Origin of the sequence: Enterobacter sp. 148H3 (assembly GCF_034107425.1) — a bacterium.
GTDB lineage: Bacteria > Pseudomonadota > Gammaproteobacteria > Enterobacterales > Enterobacteriaceae > Enterobacter > Enterobacter vonholyi.
Genome location: NZ_JAWNEI010000026.1, coordinates 10,647 through 26,246 on the forward strand (window position 1 = coordinate 10,647; position 15,600 = coordinate 26,246).

23 protein-coding genes are annotated in these 15,600 nt (G+C 51.4%); 17 read left to right on the forward strand and 6 right to left on the reverse strand.

Annotated elements, in window-relative coordinates:
- From rplO to USH94_RS21790, 11 genes are all read left to right on the forward strand, one after another.
- The gene (gene rplO / locus USH94_RS21740) at positions 1-435 is read left to right on the forward strand and encodes a 50S ribosomal protein L15 (protein ID WP_003863304.1); all 435 of its coding nucleotides are present in this window, start codon (positions 1-3) and stop codon (positions 433-435) included.
- A 7-nt stretch (positions 436-442) separates the two neighbouring features.
- A complete protein-coding gene (gene secY, locus USH94_RS21745) occupies positions 443-1,774 on the forward strand; it encodes a preprotein translocase subunit SecY (RefSeq protein ID WP_003863305.1) in 1,332 nt (443 codons plus the stop codon).
- 31 nt (positions 1,775-1,805) lie between these two features.
- Entirely contained in the window at positions 1,806-1,922 is a 117-nt protein-coding gene (rpmJ, locus tag USH94_RS21750) for a 50S ribosomal protein L36 (protein ID WP_000868187.1), read from the forward strand.
- Between the two features lie 146 nt (positions 1,923-2,068).
- A complete protein-coding gene (rpsM, locus tag USH94_RS21755) occupies positions 2,069-2,425 on the forward strand; it encodes a 30S ribosomal protein S13 (protein ID WP_003863308.1) in 357 nt (118 codons plus the stop codon).
- Positions 2,426-2,441: 16 nt separating this feature from the next.
- Positions 2,442-2,831: a 30S ribosomal protein S11 gene (gene rpsK / locus USH94_RS21760; RefSeq protein ID WP_003863312.1), complete on the forward strand. Its 390-nt coding sequence runs from the start codon at positions 2,442-2,444 to the stop codon at positions 2,829-2,831.
- A 33-nt stretch (positions 2,832-2,864) separates the two neighbouring features.
- A complete protein-coding gene (gene rpsD, locus USH94_RS21765; RefSeq protein WP_004868345.1) occupies positions 2,865-3,485 on the forward strand; it encodes a 30S ribosomal protein S4 in 621 nt (206 codons plus the stop codon).
- A gap of 25 nt (positions 3,486-3,510) precedes the next feature.
- Entirely contained in the window at positions 3,511-4,500 is a 990-nt protein-coding gene (locus USH94_RS21770; RefSeq protein WP_002919219.1) for a DNA-directed RNA polymerase subunit alpha, read from the forward strand.
- Positions 4,501-4,540: 40 nt separating this feature from the next.
- Positions 4,541-4,924: a 50S ribosomal protein L17 gene (gene rplQ / locus USH94_RS21775; protein WP_001216368.1), complete on the forward strand. Its 384-nt coding sequence runs from the start codon at positions 4,541-4,543 to the stop codon at positions 4,922-4,924.
- A 107-nt stretch (positions 4,925-5,031) separates the two neighbouring features.
- Positions 5,032-5,400, forward strand: coding sequence for a DUF1992 domain-containing protein (locus USH94_RS21780; RefSeq protein WP_111966063.1), 369 nt, complete (start codon positions 5,032-5,034; stop codon positions 5,398-5,400).
- A gap of 2 nt (positions 5,401-5,402) precedes the next feature.
- Positions 5,403-5,828, forward strand: a complete 426-nt coding sequence (gene zntR, locus USH94_RS21785) for a Zn(2+)-responsive transcriptional regulator (protein WP_014833516.1) — start codon at positions 5,403-5,405, stop codon at positions 5,826-5,828.
- A gap of 57 nt (positions 5,829-5,885) precedes the next feature.
- On the forward strand, positions 5,886-6,101 hold the full coding sequence (locus tag USH94_RS21790; RefSeq protein WP_111966064.1) for an alternative ribosome-rescue factor A: 216 nt from the start codon (positions 5,886-5,888) through the stop codon (positions 6,099-6,101).
- On the opposite strand, the gene mscL is transcribed toward USH94_RS21790, so the two are convergent.
- From mscL to def, 5 genes are all read right to left on the reverse strand, one after another.
- Entirely contained in the window at positions 6,102-6,512 is a 411-nt protein-coding gene (mscL, locus tag USH94_RS21795; RefSeq protein WP_023309449.1) for a large-conductance mechanosensitive channel protein MscL, read from the reverse strand.
- 146 nt (positions 6,513-6,658) lie between these two features.
- A complete protein-coding gene (trkA, locus tag USH94_RS21800) occupies positions 6,659-8,035 on the reverse strand; it encodes a Trk system potassium transporter TrkA (protein ID WP_008503482.1) in 1,377 nt (458 codons plus the stop codon).
- A 22-nt stretch (positions 8,036-8,057) separates the two neighbouring features.
- Complete coding sequence (gene rsmB, locus USH94_RS21805) at positions 8,058-9,344, reverse strand: 16S rRNA (cytosine(967)-C(5))-methyltransferase RsmB (protein WP_111966071.1); 1,287 nt, start codon at positions 9,342-9,344, stop codon at positions 8,058-8,060.
- 52 nt (positions 9,345-9,396) lie between these two features.
- Positions 9,397-10,344 carry a methionyl-tRNA formyltransferase gene (fmt, locus tag USH94_RS21810; protein WP_111966065.1) on the reverse strand — a complete coding sequence of 316 codons (948 nt, stop codon included), beginning with the start codon at positions 10,342-10,344 and terminating at the stop codon, positions 9,397-9,399.
- Positions 10,345-10,368: 24 nt separating this feature from the next.
- On the reverse strand, positions 10,369-10,878 hold the full coding sequence (gene def / locus USH94_RS21815) for a peptide deformylase (protein ID WP_008503479.1): 510 nt from the start codon (positions 10,876-10,878) through the stop codon (positions 10,369-10,371).
- Positions 10,879-11,005: 127 nt separating this feature from the next.
- Here def and dprA point away from each other — a divergent pair, with 127 nt between their 5' ends.
- Genes dprA through USH94_RS21845 form a run of 6 tightly spaced genes read left to right on the forward strand, consistent with a single transcriptional unit; the run spans position 11,006 to position 14,789 of the window.
- Positions 11,006-12,130 (forward strand): DNA-protecting protein DprA, encoded by a 1,125-nt coding sequence (gene dprA, locus USH94_RS21820; protein WP_111966072.1) that lies wholly within the window; start codon positions 11,006-11,008, stop codon positions 12,128-12,130.
- Positions 12,102-12,575 carry a DUF494 family protein Smg gene (smg, locus tag USH94_RS21825; protein ID WP_008503477.1) on the forward strand — a complete coding sequence of 158 codons (474 nt, stop codon included), beginning with the start codon at positions 12,102-12,104 and terminating at the stop codon, positions 12,573-12,575. The genes dprA and smg overlap by 29 nt, the downstream gene beginning before the upstream one ends.
- A 26-nt stretch (positions 12,576-12,601) precedes the next feature.
- Positions 12,602-13,156 (forward strand): type I DNA topoisomerase, encoded by a 555-nt coding sequence (locus USH94_RS21830; protein ID WP_047652855.1) that lies wholly within the window; start codon positions 12,602-12,604, stop codon positions 13,154-13,156.
- Positions 13,149-13,721, forward strand: a complete 573-nt coding sequence (gene tsaC, locus USH94_RS21835; RefSeq protein ID WP_111966066.1) for an L-threonylcarbamoyladenylate synthase type 1 TsaC — start codon at positions 13,149-13,151, stop codon at positions 13,719-13,721. Before USH94_RS21830 ends, tsaC begins: the two co-directional genes overlap by 8 nt.
- 4 nt (positions 13,722-13,725) lie before the next feature.
- The gene (aroE, locus tag USH94_RS21840; protein WP_111966067.1) at positions 13,726-14,544 is read left to right on the forward strand and encodes a shikimate dehydrogenase; all 819 of its coding nucleotides are present in this window, start codon (positions 13,726-13,728) and stop codon (positions 14,542-14,544) included.
- Complete coding sequence (locus tag USH94_RS21845; RefSeq protein WP_111966068.1) at positions 14,541-14,789, forward strand: DUF1488 domain-containing protein; 249 nt, start codon at positions 14,541-14,543, stop codon at positions 14,787-14,789. The genes aroE and USH94_RS21845 overlap by 4 nt, the downstream gene beginning before the upstream one ends.
- Here USH94_RS21845 and USH94_RS21850 read toward each other — a convergent pair.
- The gene (locus tag USH94_RS21850) at positions 14,765-15,319 is read right to left on the reverse strand and encodes a gamma carbonic anhydrase family protein (RefSeq protein ID WP_111966069.1); all 555 of its coding nucleotides are present in this window, start codon (positions 15,317-15,319) and stop codon (positions 14,765-14,767) included. The two genes, USH94_RS21845 and USH94_RS21850, sit on opposite strands and share 25 nt — an antisense overlap.
- Positions 15,320-15,600 lie beyond the last annotated feature (281 nt).

The window sequence follows — 15,600 nt, forward strand, 5'->3', positions numbered from 1 at the left end:
ATGCGTTTAAATACTCTGTCTCCGGCCGAAGGCTCTAAAAAGGCGGGTAAACGCCTGGGTCGTGGTATCGGTTCTGGCCTCGGTAAAACCGGTGGTCGTGGTCACAAAGGTCAGAACTCTCGTTCTGGCGGTGGCGTACGTCGCGGTTTCGAGGGTGGCCAGATGCCACTGTACCGTCGTCTGCCGAAGTTCGGCTTCACCTCTCGCAAAGCAGCGATCACAGCGGAAATCCGTCTGTCTGACCTGGCGAAAGTTGAAGGCGGCGTTGTAGACCTGAACACGCTGAAAGCAGCAAACATTATCGGTATCCAGATCGAGTTCGCGAAAGTGATCCTGGCTGGTGAAGTTTCTACTCCGGTAACTGTTCGTGGCCTGCGTGTTACTAAAGGTGCTCGTGCTGCTATCGAAGCTGCTGGCGGTAAAATTGAGGAATAAGTAGCAGATGGCTAAGCAACCGGGATTAGATTTTCAAAGTGCCAAAGGTGGATTTGGCGAGCTGAAACGCAGACTGCTGTTTGTTATCGGCGCGCTGATTGTGTTCCGTATTGGCTCTTTTATTCCGATCCCTGGTATCGATGCCGCTGTACTTGCCAAACTGCTTGAGCAACAGCGAGGCACCATCATTGAAATGTTCAACATGTTCTCTGGTGGTGCTCTCAGCCGTGCTTCTATCTTTGCATTGGGTATTATGCCGTACATTTCGGCATCTATTATTATCCAGCTGCTGACGGTCGTTCATCCGGCCCTGGCAGAGTTGAAGAAAGAAGGGGAGTCTGGACGTCGTAAGATTAGTCAGTACACCCGTTACGGTACTCTGGTGCTGGCAATATTCCAGTCGATCGGTATTGCTACCGGTCTGCCGAATATGCCTGGTATGCAGGGCCTGGTGTTAAACCCGGGCTTTGCATTCTACTTCACCGCTGTTGTAAGTCTGGTCACAGGGACAATGTTCCTGATGTGGCTCGGCGAACAGATTACTGAGCGTGGTATCGGTAACGGTATCTCAATCATCATCTTCGCCGGTATTGTTGCGGGTCTCCCGCCAGCCATCGCCCATACTATCGAGCAAGCGCGTCAAGGCGACCTGCACTTCCTCCTGTTGCTGTTGGTTGCAGTATTAGTATTTGCAGTGACGTTCTTTGTTGTCTTCGTTGAACGTGGTCAACGCCGCATTGTGGTGAACTACGCTAAACGTCAGCAAGGTCGTCGTGTCTATGCTGCACAGAGCACACATTTACCGCTGAAAGTGAACATGGCGGGGGTTATCCCGGCTATCTTCGCTTCCAGTATTATTCTGTTCCCGGCTACCATCGCGTCATGGTTCGGGGGCGGTACTGGTTGGAACTGGCTGACAACAATTTCGCTGTATTTGCAGCCTGGGCAACCACTTTATGTGTTACTCTATGCGTCTGCGATCATCTTCTTCTGTTTCTTCTACACGGCGTTGGTCTTCAACCCGCGTGAAACAGCAGATAACCTGAAGAAGTCCGGTGCATTTGTACCAGGAATTCGTCCGGGAGAGCAAACGGCGAAGTATATCGATAAAGTAATGACCCGCCTGACTTTGGTTGGTGCGCTCTATATTACTTTTATCTGCCTGATCCCGGAGTTCATGCGTGATGCAATGAAAGTACCGTTCTACTTCGGTGGGACCTCACTGCTTATCGTTGTTGTCGTGATTATGGACTTTATGGCTCAAGTGCAAACTCTGATGATGTCCAGTCAGTATGAGTCTGCATTGAAGAAGGCGAACCTGAAAGGCTACGGCCGCTAATTGGTCGCCTGAGAAGTTACGGAGAGTAAAAATGAAAGTTCGTGCTTCCGTCAAGAAATTATGCCGTAACTGCAAAATCGTTAAGCGTGATGGTGTCATCCGTGTGATTTGCAGTGCCGAGCCGAAGCATAAACAGCGCCAAGGCTGATTATTTCGCATATTTTTCTTGCAAAGTTGGGTTGAGCTGGCTAGATTAGCCAGCCAATCTTTTGTATGTCTGTACGTTTCCATTTGAGTATCCTGAAAACGGGCTTTTCAGCATGGTGCGTACATATTAAATAGTAGGAGTGCATAGTGGCCCGTATAGCAGGCATTAACATTCCTGATCAGAAACATGCTGTGATCGCATTAACTTCGATCTACGGCGTCGGCAAGACCCGTTCTAAAGCCATTCTGGCTGCAGCGGGTATCGCTGAAGATGTTAAGATCAGTGAGCTGTCTGAAGAACAAATCGACACGCTGCGTGACGAAGTTGCCAAATTTGTCGTTGAAGGTGATCTGCGCCGTGAAATCAGCATGAGCATCAAGCGCCTGATGGATCTTGGTTGCTATCGCGGTTTGCGTCATCGTCGTGGTCTGCCAGTGCGCGGTCAGCGTACTAAGACCAACGCACGTACCCGTAAGGGTCCGCGCAAACCGATCAAGAAATAATCGGGGTGATTGAATAATGGCAAAGGCACCAGTTCGTGCACGTAAACGTGTAAGAAAACAAGTCTCTGACGGCGTGGCTCATATCCATGCTTCTTTCAACAACACCATCGTTACTATTACTGATCGTCAGGGTAACGCATTGGGTTGGGCAACAGCCGGTGGTTCCGGTTTCCGTGGTTCTCGCAAATCCACTCCGTTCGCAGCTCAGGTTGCAGCAGAGCGTTGCGCTGAAGCCGTAAAAGAATACGGCATCAAGAATCTGGAAGTTATGGTTAAAGGTCCGGGTCCGGGTCGTGAATCTACTGTTCGCGCTCTGAACGCCGCTGGTTTCCGCATCACGAATATTACTGATGTGACTCCGATCCCTCATAACGGTTGTCGTCCGCCGAAAAAACGTCGCGTATAACGCTCCGTTTTTTAGGTTAGTTGGAGATAGAAAATGGCAAGATATTTGGGTCCTAAGCTCAAGCTGAGCCGTCGTGAGGGCACCGACTTATTCCTTAAGTCTGGCGTTCGCGCGATCGATACCAAGTGTAAAATTGAACAAGCTCCTGGCCAGCACGGTGCGCGTAAACCGCGTCTGTCTGACTATGGTGTGCAGTTGCGTGAAAAGCAAAAAGTTCGCCGTATGTACGGTGTGCTGGAGCGTCAGTTCCGTAACTACTACAAAGAAGCAGCACGTCTGAAAGGCAACACAGGTGAAAACCTGCTGGCTCTGCTGGAAGGTCGTCTGGACAACGTTGTATACCGTATGGGCTTCGGCGCTACTCGTGCTGAATCACGTCAGCTGGTTAGCCACAAAGCAATCATGGTAAACGGTCGTGTTGTTAACATCGCTTCTTATCAGGTTAAAGCGAATGACGTTGTTAGCATTCGTGAGAAAGCGAAAAAGCAATCTCGCGTGAAGGCCGCTCTGGAGCTGGCTGAGCAGCGTGAAAAGCCAACCTGGCTGGAAGTTGATGCTGGCAAGATGGAAGGTACGTTCAAGCGTCAGCCAGAACGTTCTGATCTGTCTGCGGACATTAACGAACACCTGATCGTCGAGCTTTACTCCAAGTAAAGCTTAGTACCAAAGAGAGGACACAATGCAGGGTTCTGTGACAGAGTTTCTAAAACCGCGCCTGGTAGATATCGAGCAAGTGAGTTCGACGCACGCCAAGGTGACCCTTGAGCCTTTAGAGCGTGGCTTTGGCCATACTCTGGGTAACGCACTGCGCCGTATTCTGCTCTCATCGATGCCGGGTTGCGCGGTGACCGAGGTTGAGATTGATGGTGTACTTCATGAGTACAGCACCAAAGAAGGCGTTCAGGAAGATATCCTTGAAATCCTGCTCAACCTGAAAGGGCTGGCGGTGAGAGTTCAGGGTAAAGATGAAGTTATTCTTACTCTGAATAAATCTGGCATTGGCCCTGTGACTGCAGCCGACATCACCCACGACGGTGATGTTGAAATCGTCAAGCCGCAGCACGTGATCTGCCACCTGACCGATGAGAACGCAGCGATTAGCATGCGTATCAAAGTTCAGCGCGGTCGTGGTTATGTGCCGGCTTCTGCCCGAATTCATTCGGAAGAAGATGAGCGCCCAATCGGCCGTCTGCTGGTCGACGCATGCTACAGCCCTGTAGAGCGTATTGCCTACAATGTTGAAGCAGCGCGTGTAGAACAGCGTACCGACCTGGACAAGCTGGTCATCGAAATGGAAACCAACGGCACAATCGATCCTGAAGAGGCGATTCGTCGTGCGGCAACCATCCTGGCAGAACAACTGGAAGCTTTCGTTGACTTACGTGATGTACGTCAGCCGGAAGTGAAAGAAGAGAAACCAGAATTCGATCCGATCCTGCTGCGCCCTGTTGACGATCTCGAGTTGACTGTCCGCTCTGCTAACTGCCTCAAGGCAGAAGCTATCCACTATATCGGTGATCTGGTACAGCGTACCGAGGTTGAGTTGCTGAAAACGCCGAACCTGGGTAAAAAATCTCTTACTGAGATTAAAGACGTGCTGGCTTCTCGTGGTCTGTCTCTGGGCATGCGCCTGGAAAACTGGCCACCGGCAAGCATTGCTGACGAGTAACCGGATCACAGGTTAAGGTTTTACTGAGAAGGATAAGGTCATGCGCCATCGTAAGAGTGGTCGTCAACTGAACCGCAACAGCAGCCATCGCCAGGCTATGTTCCGCAACATGGCAGGTTCACTGGTTCGTCATGAGATCATCAAGACGACCCTGCCTAAAGCGAAAGAGCTGCGTCGCGTAGTTGAGCCGCTGATTACTCTTGCCAAGACTGACAGCGTTGCTAATCGTCGTCTGGCATTCGCCCGTACTCGTGATAACGAGATCGTGGCAAAACTGTTTAACGAACTGGGCCCGCGTTTCGCGAGCCGTGCCGGTGGTTACACTCGCATTCTGAAGTGTGGTTTCCGTGCAGGCGACAACGCGCCGATGGCTTACATCGAGCTGGTTGATCGTTCAGAGAAAGCAGAAGCTGCTGCAGAGTAATCTGCAGTAACGTAAAAAAACCCGCTCCGGCGGGTTTTTTTATATCCGTGATATCCCCACTTCTCTACAATGTCTGTATCAATTCTGTTCATCTTCTGGAGCTGGTAATGTGGTTGCTCGACCAGTGGGCAGAACGCCATATTCGTGATGCCCAAAAAAAAGGTGAATTCGACGATCTTCCGGGACGCGGCGAACCCCTTGTGCTTGACGATGACTCGCACATTGCGCCTGAACTACGGGCGGGCTACCGTTTACTTAAAAATGCAGGCTGTCTCCCTCCGGAGCTTGAACAGCGCAGAGAGGCTGTTGAACTGGCCGATCTGCTTAAAGGCATCCGTCAGGACGATCCGCGACATTCTGAACTTAGCCGTCGTCTCGCCCTGATTGAACTCAAGCTTCGCCAGGCAGGAATGAACACTGACTTTCTGCACGGTGAATACGGTGAAAGCTTGTTGCGGAAAATTAACGAGGAGTAGTTATGTACCGTATCGGTGAACTTGCGAAGCTCGCTAACGTCACGCCGGATACCATCCGATATTACGAAAAGCAGCAGATGATCGATCATGAAGTTCGTACTGAAGGTGGCTTTCGACTTTATACCGATAACGATCTGCAGCGCCTGCGGTTTATTCGTTATGCGCGCCAGCTCGGTTTCACATTAGACTCGATCCGCGAACTTTTATCGATCCGCATCGATCCGGCACATCACACCTGCCAGGAGTCTAAAAGCATTGTGCAGGCCCGTCTGGATGAAGTGGAAGCACGCATTCAGGAGCTGCAGACCATGCAGCGCTCCCTGCAAAGGCTGAATGATGCCTGCTGCGGTACGGCCCACAGCAGTATTTATTGTTCCATTCTGGAAGCCCTTGAACAGGGAGCCAGTGGAGAAACGCAGGGCTGTTGATTTTTAGTTCATCCGGGTCTAGACTCCCGTCGTCATAAACCAAGCTCAGGAGAATTTATGAGCCGCTATCAGCATACGAAAGGTCAGATCAAAGACAATGCCATTGAGGCACTACTTCACGACCCGCTATTCAGACAGCGCGTTGAGAAGAATAAAAAAGGGAAAGGAAGTTATCTGCGTAAAGACAAGCATGAAAAACGGGGTAACTGGGAGGCCAGTGGCAAGCAAGCGAATCGCTTATTTACCACTGGCCTTCCTGCTTTAAGCTTTTGATTAAACGCGGTTGTTCTGCTCTTTTAACAGATCGCGGATCTCACTCAGCAGCACTTCTTCTTTCGTTGGTGCAGGTGCTGCAGCTGGCTCTTCTTTCTTACGATTGAGCCTGTTGATCAGCTTGATAGCCATAAAAATGGCAAACGCGACAATCACAAAATCAAATACGTTCTGAATGAATACGCCGTAGTGCATCACGACCGCCGGCACATCACCCTGTGCTTCACGCAGCGTGAAAGCGAACTGTTTGAAATCTATGCCCCCGATTAACAACCCTAAAGGTGGCATGATAATGTCGGCCACTAATGATGAAACAATCTTGCCGAATGCCGCACCAATAATGACACCCACAGCTAAATCCACCACGTTCCCGCGCATCGCAAATTCGCGAAATTCTTTAATAAAACTCATTGTTCTCTCCTTGTGCCAGCTGACGAGTTTAAGTTTAACAAATGATTAGCCAATTGCCATTCGGGATAATTAAACATTATAAAAAATAAAAGGCACAAAAATGAAAAGGATAAAGTAAGGGTGCTCTTTCTGGAGCACCCAATTCTTTAAAGGAAGAATGGACTTGGCTGGAATAAACGTTCGACGTCGGTAATAAACTTTTTATCGGTAAGGAACATAATAACGTGATCGCCTTGCTCAATTCGTAAATTATCATTGGCAATCATGACATCATTCCCGCGCACAACGGCGCCGATGATCGTGCCTGGTGGAAGCTTAATTTCATCGATTGACCGGCCCACGACGCGTGACGTGGTTTCATCTCCGTGAGCAACAGCTTCAATGGCTTCCGCCACGCCACGGCGGAGCGATGACACACCGACAATATCCGCTTTACGAACATGGCTCAGAAGCGCTGAAATTGTTGCCTGCTGAGGCGAAATGGCAATATCAATAACGCTGCCCTGAACCAGATCGACATACGCCTTGCGCTGGATAAGCACCATGACTTTTTTTGCCCCCATGCGCTTCGCGAGCATGGCGGACATTATATTTGCCTCGTCATCGTTGGTGACGGCAATAAAGAGATCGACTTGATCAATATGCTCTTCAGCCAGTAGCTCCTGATCGGACGCATCACCATAAAATACGATCGTATTTTGAAGTTTTTCCGCCAGTTCAGCAGCACGCTGTTGATCGCGCTCGATCAACTTCACGCTGTAATCTTTTTCTAACCGATGTGCCAGACCTGCACCGATATTGCCGCCGCCGACCAGCATAATGCGTTTATAGGGTTTTTCGAGACGCTGTAGTTCACTCATCACCGCACGAATATGCTGTGAGGCCGCAATAAAGAAGACCTCATCACCGGCTTCGACAATCGTGGAGCCCTGCGGGCGAATGGGTCTGTCGTGACGGAAAATGGCTGCGACGCGCGTATCGATATGCGGCATGTGCTCGCGCATGGTGGAAAGCGCATTGCCAATCAATGGTCCGCCGTAATAGGCCTTAACCACTGCCAGACTCACTTTGCCCTCGGCAAAGTTTACCACCTGCAGGGCACCCGGATATTCGATCAGGCGGTAGATATTGTCGATAACCAGCTGTTCTGGCGCGATAAGGTGGTCGATGGGGACCGCTTCGGAATTAAACAGTTTTTCAGCATCGCGGACATAGTCCGGAGAGCGAATACGCGCAATTCGGTTTGGCGTGTTGAAAAGCGAGTAGGCCACCTGACAGGCAACCATATTGGTTTCGTCAGAACTGGTTACCGCAACCAGCATGTCGGCATCGTCGGCGCCTGCCTCACGAAGAACACGTGGGTGCGAACCATGACCCTGCACCACGCGCAGGTCAAATTTGTCCTGTAAAACACGCAGGCGATCGCCGTTGGTATCAACTATGGTGATGTCGTTGTTTTCCCCAACCAGGTTTTCCGCCAGCGTTCCGCCAACCTGTCCTGCGCCCAGAATGATAATCTTCATATCTCGTGACCTGTTCTCAACATCACTCTTTGATTAGCTTAGCGTAAAAGAAGCCATCACCCTCTTCTGCACCCGGCAGATTCTGCTGACCCGGGCATTCAGGCGTTCCCGTATCGCGCAGCGCTGCATCCGGGGTACGTTTAAGGAAGGCCGCGATTTGCTGACTGTTTTCTTCCGGCAGCACTGAGCAGGTCGCATAGACCAGCGTGCCGCCGGGTTTAAGATGTGGCCAGATGGCGTCGAGAATGTCGGATTGCAGTTGGGCAAGCTCGTTAATATCACGATCGCGACGCAGCCACTTGATATCCGGATGACGACGAATCACGCCGGTGGCAGAGCAGGGGGCATCCAGCAAAATGCGATCGAATTGTGTTTCGCCACACCATTCTGCTGGTTTGCGTCCATCGCCTTGCTTAACCTGTGCCTTCATGCCCAGGCGCTTGAGGTTGTCGTAGACGCGTGAAAGACGCTGCTCATCAACGTCCACTGCCATCACGCTGGCCTGCGGAGCCACTTCAAGAATATGCGTCGTTTTGCCCCCTGGTGCGGCGCAGAGATCGAGGATCTGCTCACCGTTTTGGGGTTCAAGCCAGGTCATGCAACCCTGAGCCGAGGCATCCTGTACAGTTACCCAACCGTCTTCAAAGCCGGGCAGTGCATGTACCGGTGCAGGCGATGCTAAGCGCACGGCATCAGGGTATGCGTCATGGGTGAAGCCGCTCATTCCAGCTTCTTCAAGTAATGCCAGCCATGCGTCACGGGTGTGGTGATTACGATTCACGCGTAACCACATTGGTGGACGCTGGTTGTTAGCATCGGCAATGTCCTGCCATTGCTGCGGATAAGCTTTTTTCAGGCGCTTCAACAGCCAGTCCGGATGCAGGAAGCGCGCTTCGCTTTGGGCAAATTCAGCCAGAAGCTCTTCCTGCTGTCTCTGGAACTGACGCAGTACGCCGTTGATCAGCCCTTTCAGCTGAGGACGTTTAATCGCAACGGCACCTTCCACCGTCTCTGCCAGCGCGGCATGGGGTGGGATGCGGGTATGAAGAAGCTGATAAAAACCCACCATAATCAAATAGTGTACGGTGCGCTGTTTGCCTGTCATTGGGCGTGACATCAGCTTATTAATCAACCACTCAAGTTGAGAAAGCGTGCGCAGGACGCCAAAGCAAAGCTCCTGAAGCAGGGCTTTATCCTTATCAGAGACTTTTTGCTGCAGGGGAGGCAGGACATTGCTCAATGACTGGCCCTGCTCAATAACCTGCTCGACGGCCTGAGCCGCCATACTGCGTAGATTTTGTTTTTTCATAACCGTAAAAATAAAAATGCCCGGAAACACCGGGCCTTAAGAATAAATTTGCTCAGGCAAGACGGTTGCCCGGGATAAACCATTCGCGACGGGAATTTAACAGATCCTGAGCGCTCATGGCTTTCTTACCGGCCGGTTGGAGCGATTCAAGATTCAATATCCCTTGCCCAGTCGCCACCTGGATACCGTTCTTGTTGGCGTCAACAATCGTACCGGGTTCAGCTGTAGTAGTACCGCTAATGACGGAGGCTTTCCACACTTTCACTGGCTGCTCATCAATCTCCATCCAGCTCATCGGCCATGGATTGAAAGCGCGAATGCAGCGTTCAAGCTGAGCGGCCGACAGGGACCAGTCGATCCGCGCTTCTTCTTTGCTCAGCTTTTCGGCATAAGTCACCAGCGCGTCATCCTGAACTTCCGGTTTCGCCGTATTGTCAGCAAGCTGCTGGAGCGTCTCGATAAGCCCTTGTGGACCGAGGTCTGCCAGTTTGTCATACAGCGTGGCACTGGTATCGTCTGACGTAATGGGGCAGGCCAGTTTATACAGCATATCGCCGGTGTCTAAACCTACGTCCATCTTCATAATGGTAACGCCCGTTTCGGCATCGCCTGCCCACAGCGAGCGCTGAATAGGTGCAGCACCACGCCAGCGCGGGAGCAAAGACCCATGCACGTTGATGCAACCCAGGCGAGGCATATGGAGCACAGCTTTTGGCAGGATTAAACCGTAAGCCACCACCACCATTACGTCGGCTTTCAGGTCAGCGACCAGCTGCTGATTTTCCTGGGGGCGTAACGATGCGGGCTGGAAAACGGGTAGCCCATGCTCTTCTGCCAGCACTTTTACCGGGCTGGGCATCATTTTTTTGCCGCGACCAGCAGGACGGTCCGGCTGGGTAAAGACGCCAACAACCTTGTGACCGGAAGATAACAGCGCGTCAAGATGACGCGCTGCAAAATCAGGGGTTCCCGCGAAGATAATTCGTAGTGTTTTAGACACGATGATCCTTGTATCCGGGGGGCGTTATGCGCGAGAACGCAAACGATCCAGTTTTTCTACTTTCTGACGAATACGCTGCTGTTTCAGCGGTGAGAGGTAATCGATAAACAGTTTACCGACAAGGTGGTCCATCTCATGCTGAATACAAATCGCCAGCAGGTCATCTGCTTCAAGTTCGAACGGATTACCGTCACGATCCAGGGCGCGAATTTTCACCTTTTCAGCTCGCGGCACTAACGCACGCTGTTCAGGAATAGACAGACAGCCTTCCTCAATACCGGTTTCGCCACTCTTTTCGAGCAGCTCAGGGTTGATCAGCACCAGGCGGCCATCGCGATTTTCAGAAACATCAATCACGATAATACGCTTATGAATGTCCACCTGTGTCGCCGCCAGGCCAATGCCTTCTTCGGCGTACATGGTATCGAACATATCATCAACGATACGCTGGATTTCTGCATTCACTTCTTTGACCGGTTCAGCGACGATGCGAAGGCGCTCGTCCGGAATATGTAACACTTGCAAAACTGCCATAAATTTCCAGAGTCGTGTTCAGGAGTTGATAAGAATACTACCTCTATTCTAGACAAATCCCCCATCGATTGACAGCATCAGTGACCAATCGCAATGATTGCGGAGGCCGCTTATGGCAGGGGAAAGGATGACGTTGACCGAGATATGGCTACGGCTAATACACACAGGGTCTCTGTGTGGTGATGTAATGCTGGAAGCGGCTGCACGACTGCAGAAGCAGGAAGGCATCGACACGCTTGTCTTAAGAAATGCTGGACTGACAGCAAAGCAGGCTGAACGATTCTTTGCGTTCAATGAGAGTGAGCTGGAACGTAGCCTGCTATGGCTTGAGCAGCCGGGGCATCATTTATTAACGGCCAACCATCCCCTTTATCCCCCTTTGCTTCGCACGATCCCTGATTATCCCGGTGCATTATTCATAAAAGGTAACCCAGAGACGCTTAATACCGTTCAGCTGGCGGTGGTAGGCAGTCGTGCGCCGTCATGGTACGGCGAGCGATGGGGGAAAATCCTGTGCGAACAGCTTACACAAAGTGGTTTCACGATTACCAGCGGGCTGGCCTGTGGTATTGACGGCGTTGCCCACAGCGCGGCGCTGTCAGCTAAAGGACAAAGTGTCGCGGTGCTGGGGAACGGTCTTTTTAGCATTTATCCACGCCGACATCAGGCATTGGCGATGCGGCTTATTGAATCTGACGGCGCGATAGTCTCTGAGTTTCCGCTTTCCGCGCAGCCCAGGCCGGCAAACTTTCCGCGTCGTAATCGAATTATCAGCGGGCTTAGCAAAGGCGTGCTGGTAGTTGAAGCTGCGCGGCGAAGCGGTTCGCTGGTCACGGCACGATGCGCGCTTGAACAGGGGAGAGAGGTCTTTGCCTTGCCCGGCCCGATAGGTAACCCCGGATGCGAGGGGCCCCACTGGCTGATTAAGCAAGGGGCCACACCGGTAACGGAAGTAGGGGATATTCTTGAAAATTTGCAATATGGGTTGCAATGGCTACAGGAAGATCCCGAAAAGCGACAATATTCATCAGATCAGGGAAAGGTGGCATTGCCATTTCCCAAGCTCCTGGCTAACGTAGGAGATGAGGTAACACCTGTTGACGTTGTCGCTGAACGTGCCGGCCAACCTGTGCCAGTAACGGTAGCACAGCTACTCGAACTGGAGTTAGCAGGGTGGATCGCAGCTGTACCCGGCGGCTATGTCCGATTAAGGAGGGCATGCCATGTTCGACGTACTGATGTATTTGTTTGAGACTTACATCCATAACGAAGCAGAAATGCGAGTGGATCAGGACAAATTGACACAGGATCTTACCGATGCGGGGTTTGAGCGGGAAGACATCTATAATGCGTTGATGTGGCTGGAAAAACTGGCTGATTATCAGGAAGGCCTGGCCGAACCGATGCAGCTTGCTTCTGATCCATTGTCAGTACGCATTTATACCGCAGAAGAGTGTGAAAGGCTGGACGCCAGCTGCCGGGGATTCATCTTATTCCTTGAGCAGATTCAGGTGCTGAACCTCGAAACGAGAGAAATGGTGATAGAGCGCGTCATGGCGCTGGATACAGCAGAATTCGAACTGGAAGATCTCAAATGGGTGATCCTGATGGTTCTGTTTAATATCCCGGGCTGTGAAAATGCCTATCAGCAAATGGAAGAATTACTCTTTGAAGTGAATGAAGGTATGCTGCACTAATTCAATGTGCAGCACCAAGAGTTGTTATGGCCAAATCAGCACTATTCACGGTGCATAAAAACGAGCCCTGCCCGCAGTGCGGGGCTGAACTTGTTATTCGGTCCGGGAAACACGGCCCGTTTCTCGGTTGTTCACACTATCCGGAATGTGATTATGTTCGTCCCCTAAAAAGCCAGGCGGATGGACATATCGTTAAAATTCTGGAGGGTCAGTATTGTCCCGTGTGCGGTGGTGAATTAGCCCTGCGGCAGGGGCGTTTCGGCATGTTTATTGGATGTAGCCGCTATCCAGAATGTGAGCATACGGAACAAATTGATAAGCCTGATGAAACGGCAATTGCGTGTCCTCAGTGTCAGCGCGGTCAGCTAGTACAGCGCCGTTCCCGTTATGGTAAGACCTTCCATTCGTGCGATCGCTACCCTGAATGCCAGTTCGTCATCAATTTTAAACCGGTAGCGGGAACCTGCCCTCATTGCAATTATCCGCTACTGATAGAGAAGAAAACCGCGCAAGGCATGAAACGCTTCTGCGCCAGTAAACAATGTGGAAAGCCGGTTACGGCGGATCAAAATAGTGAATAATAACCTGCCATCAGGCTCCATTGCGCATGCAGTGGACGTACTGAAAAATGAAGAAGTCATCGCCTATCCAACTGAAGCTGTTTTTGGGGTCGGTTGCGATCCTGACAGCGAGACGGCTGTGAGCCGTCTGCTTGCCCTGAAACAAAGACCCGTCGAGAAAGGACTGATTTTGATCGCTGCGAATTACGAGCAGCTTAAACCTTATATCGATGACTCCATGCTTACGCCGGCGCAGCGCGAGACTATCTTCTCCGCGTGGCCGGGACCGGTGACCTTCGTCTTCCCCGCGCAGCCGACAACCCCGCGTTGGTTAACCGGACGGTTTGATTCCCTCGCCGTTCGCGTAACTGACCATCCGCTGGTGGTTGAGCTTTGTCTGGCATTTGGTAAACCGCTAGTCTCAACAAGTGCTAACCTGACCGGATTGCCGCCTTGTCGGACAACCGAAGAAGTGCTGGCGCAGTTCGGGAATGACTTCCCTGTTGCTGTCGGTGAAACGGGAGGGCGCCTGAATCCGTCTGAAATTCGCGACGCTTTGACCGGCGAACGTATTCGCCAGGGGTAATCTCATGGAAACCTATGCTGTTTTTGGCAATCCCATTGCACACAGCAAGTCACCGTTGATCCATCAGCAATTCGCGGAGCAGCTGGAGATTGATCATCCCTACGGTCGCATACTGGCGCCAGTGGATGCTTTTATCCCAACGCTGGAGGCCTTTTTCGCCGCGGGGGGCAAAGGCGCGAATGTGACGGTGCCTTTTAAAGAGGAAGCCTTCGAACGTGCGGATGAGCTAACCGAGCGCGCTTCACTGGCTGGTGCAGTCAATACTCTAAAACGGCTTGAGGATGGACGCCTTTTGGGTGACAACACCGACGGGATTGGTTTACTCAGCGATTTGGAAAGGCTCTCCTTTATCAAGCCCGGATTCCGGATCCTGCTGATTGGCGCGGGTGGCGCATCGCGGGGCGTTCTGTTGCCTCTGCTTTCACTGGACTGTTCGGTGACCGTTACTAACAGAACCTTTTCCCGGGCAGAAGCGCTGGCGGCGTTGTTTGCGCATACCGGCAGCGTGAGCGCGGCAGCTCTTGACGATCTTGCCGATCGTGAGTTCGATCTTGTCATTAATGCCACATCCAGCGGCATTAGTGGTGAGATCCCGGCGATCCCCGCTTCGCTGGTCAGTGCGCATATGTATTTCTATGACATGTTTTATCAGAAAGGAAAGACGCCTTTCCTTAACTGGTGTGAACAACACGGTGCGAAACAGTTAGCCGATGGACTCGGCATGCTGGTGGGGCAGGCTGCGCATGCGGTGCTGCTCTGGCACGGGGTGTTGCCTGCAGTCGAGCCGGTCATTGAAAAGTTAAAGCAGGAGCTTTCGGCGTGAATCAGGCTATTCATTTTCCGGACAGAGAGAGCTGGGATGAAAGTAAGCAAGCGGTCTGTTTCCCGGTTCTGGTACACGGCATGCAACTGACCTGTGCCATTCATGGGGAAACGCTGTTGCGTCGTTTTGGCGGTTCAGATCCGATAGCGGTATTTTGCGAAAATCGCTGGGATCTGGAAGAGGAAGCCAGCGATTTAATCCGCGAAGAGCAGGAAGACGATCAGGGTTGGGTTTGGCTATCCTGATCCAAATAATCATTTTTCCATTTTACGTAGTTGTTCGCCGAGTATTTTAATCCCTCGATCTCTGCCTCCTTAAGGGGGCGGATCTGTTTTACCGGACTTCCCAGATAGAGATAGCCGCTCTCCAGCCGTTTGTTCTGCGGGACCAGGCTACCGGCTCCAATCATCACGTCATCTTCTACTATGACGCCATCCAGCAAAATCGACCCCATGCCAACAAGTACGCGATTTCCGATAGTGCAGCCGTGAAGCATCACTTTATGGCCGACGGTAACCTCTTCTCCAATGATGAGGGGATTGCCTTCCGGGTTATAGGAGGATTTGTGCGTGACGTGCAGGACGCTACCGTCTTGAATATTGGTACGTGCACCAATCGACACATAGTTAACATCACCCCTGATGGCGACGAGTGGCCAGATACTGACATCATCGGCCATTCGGACATCACCAATGACCACGCTGCTGGCATCGATCATCACGCGATCGCCTTTTTGGGGGAACAGATCTTTATAAGGACGTAATACTGCGGGCATATCTACCTCTAACAATGAGCGCTATACAGAAGACTTTGATCGTATTAATGGATCGAAGCAAGGCAAAATACGTCAATATTTAAGCAGATCGGGCGGGATTTCAGCGAAAAGCGCGGAAAATCAGCAGTCGGAAAAAAAGATCTAAAAAATACTTGTGCTAAAAAATGGGATCCCTATAATGCGCCTCCATCGACACGGCGGATGTGAATCACTTCACAAACAGCCCGGTCGGTTGAAGAGAAAAAATCCTGAAATAACGGGTTGACTCTGAAAGAGGAAAG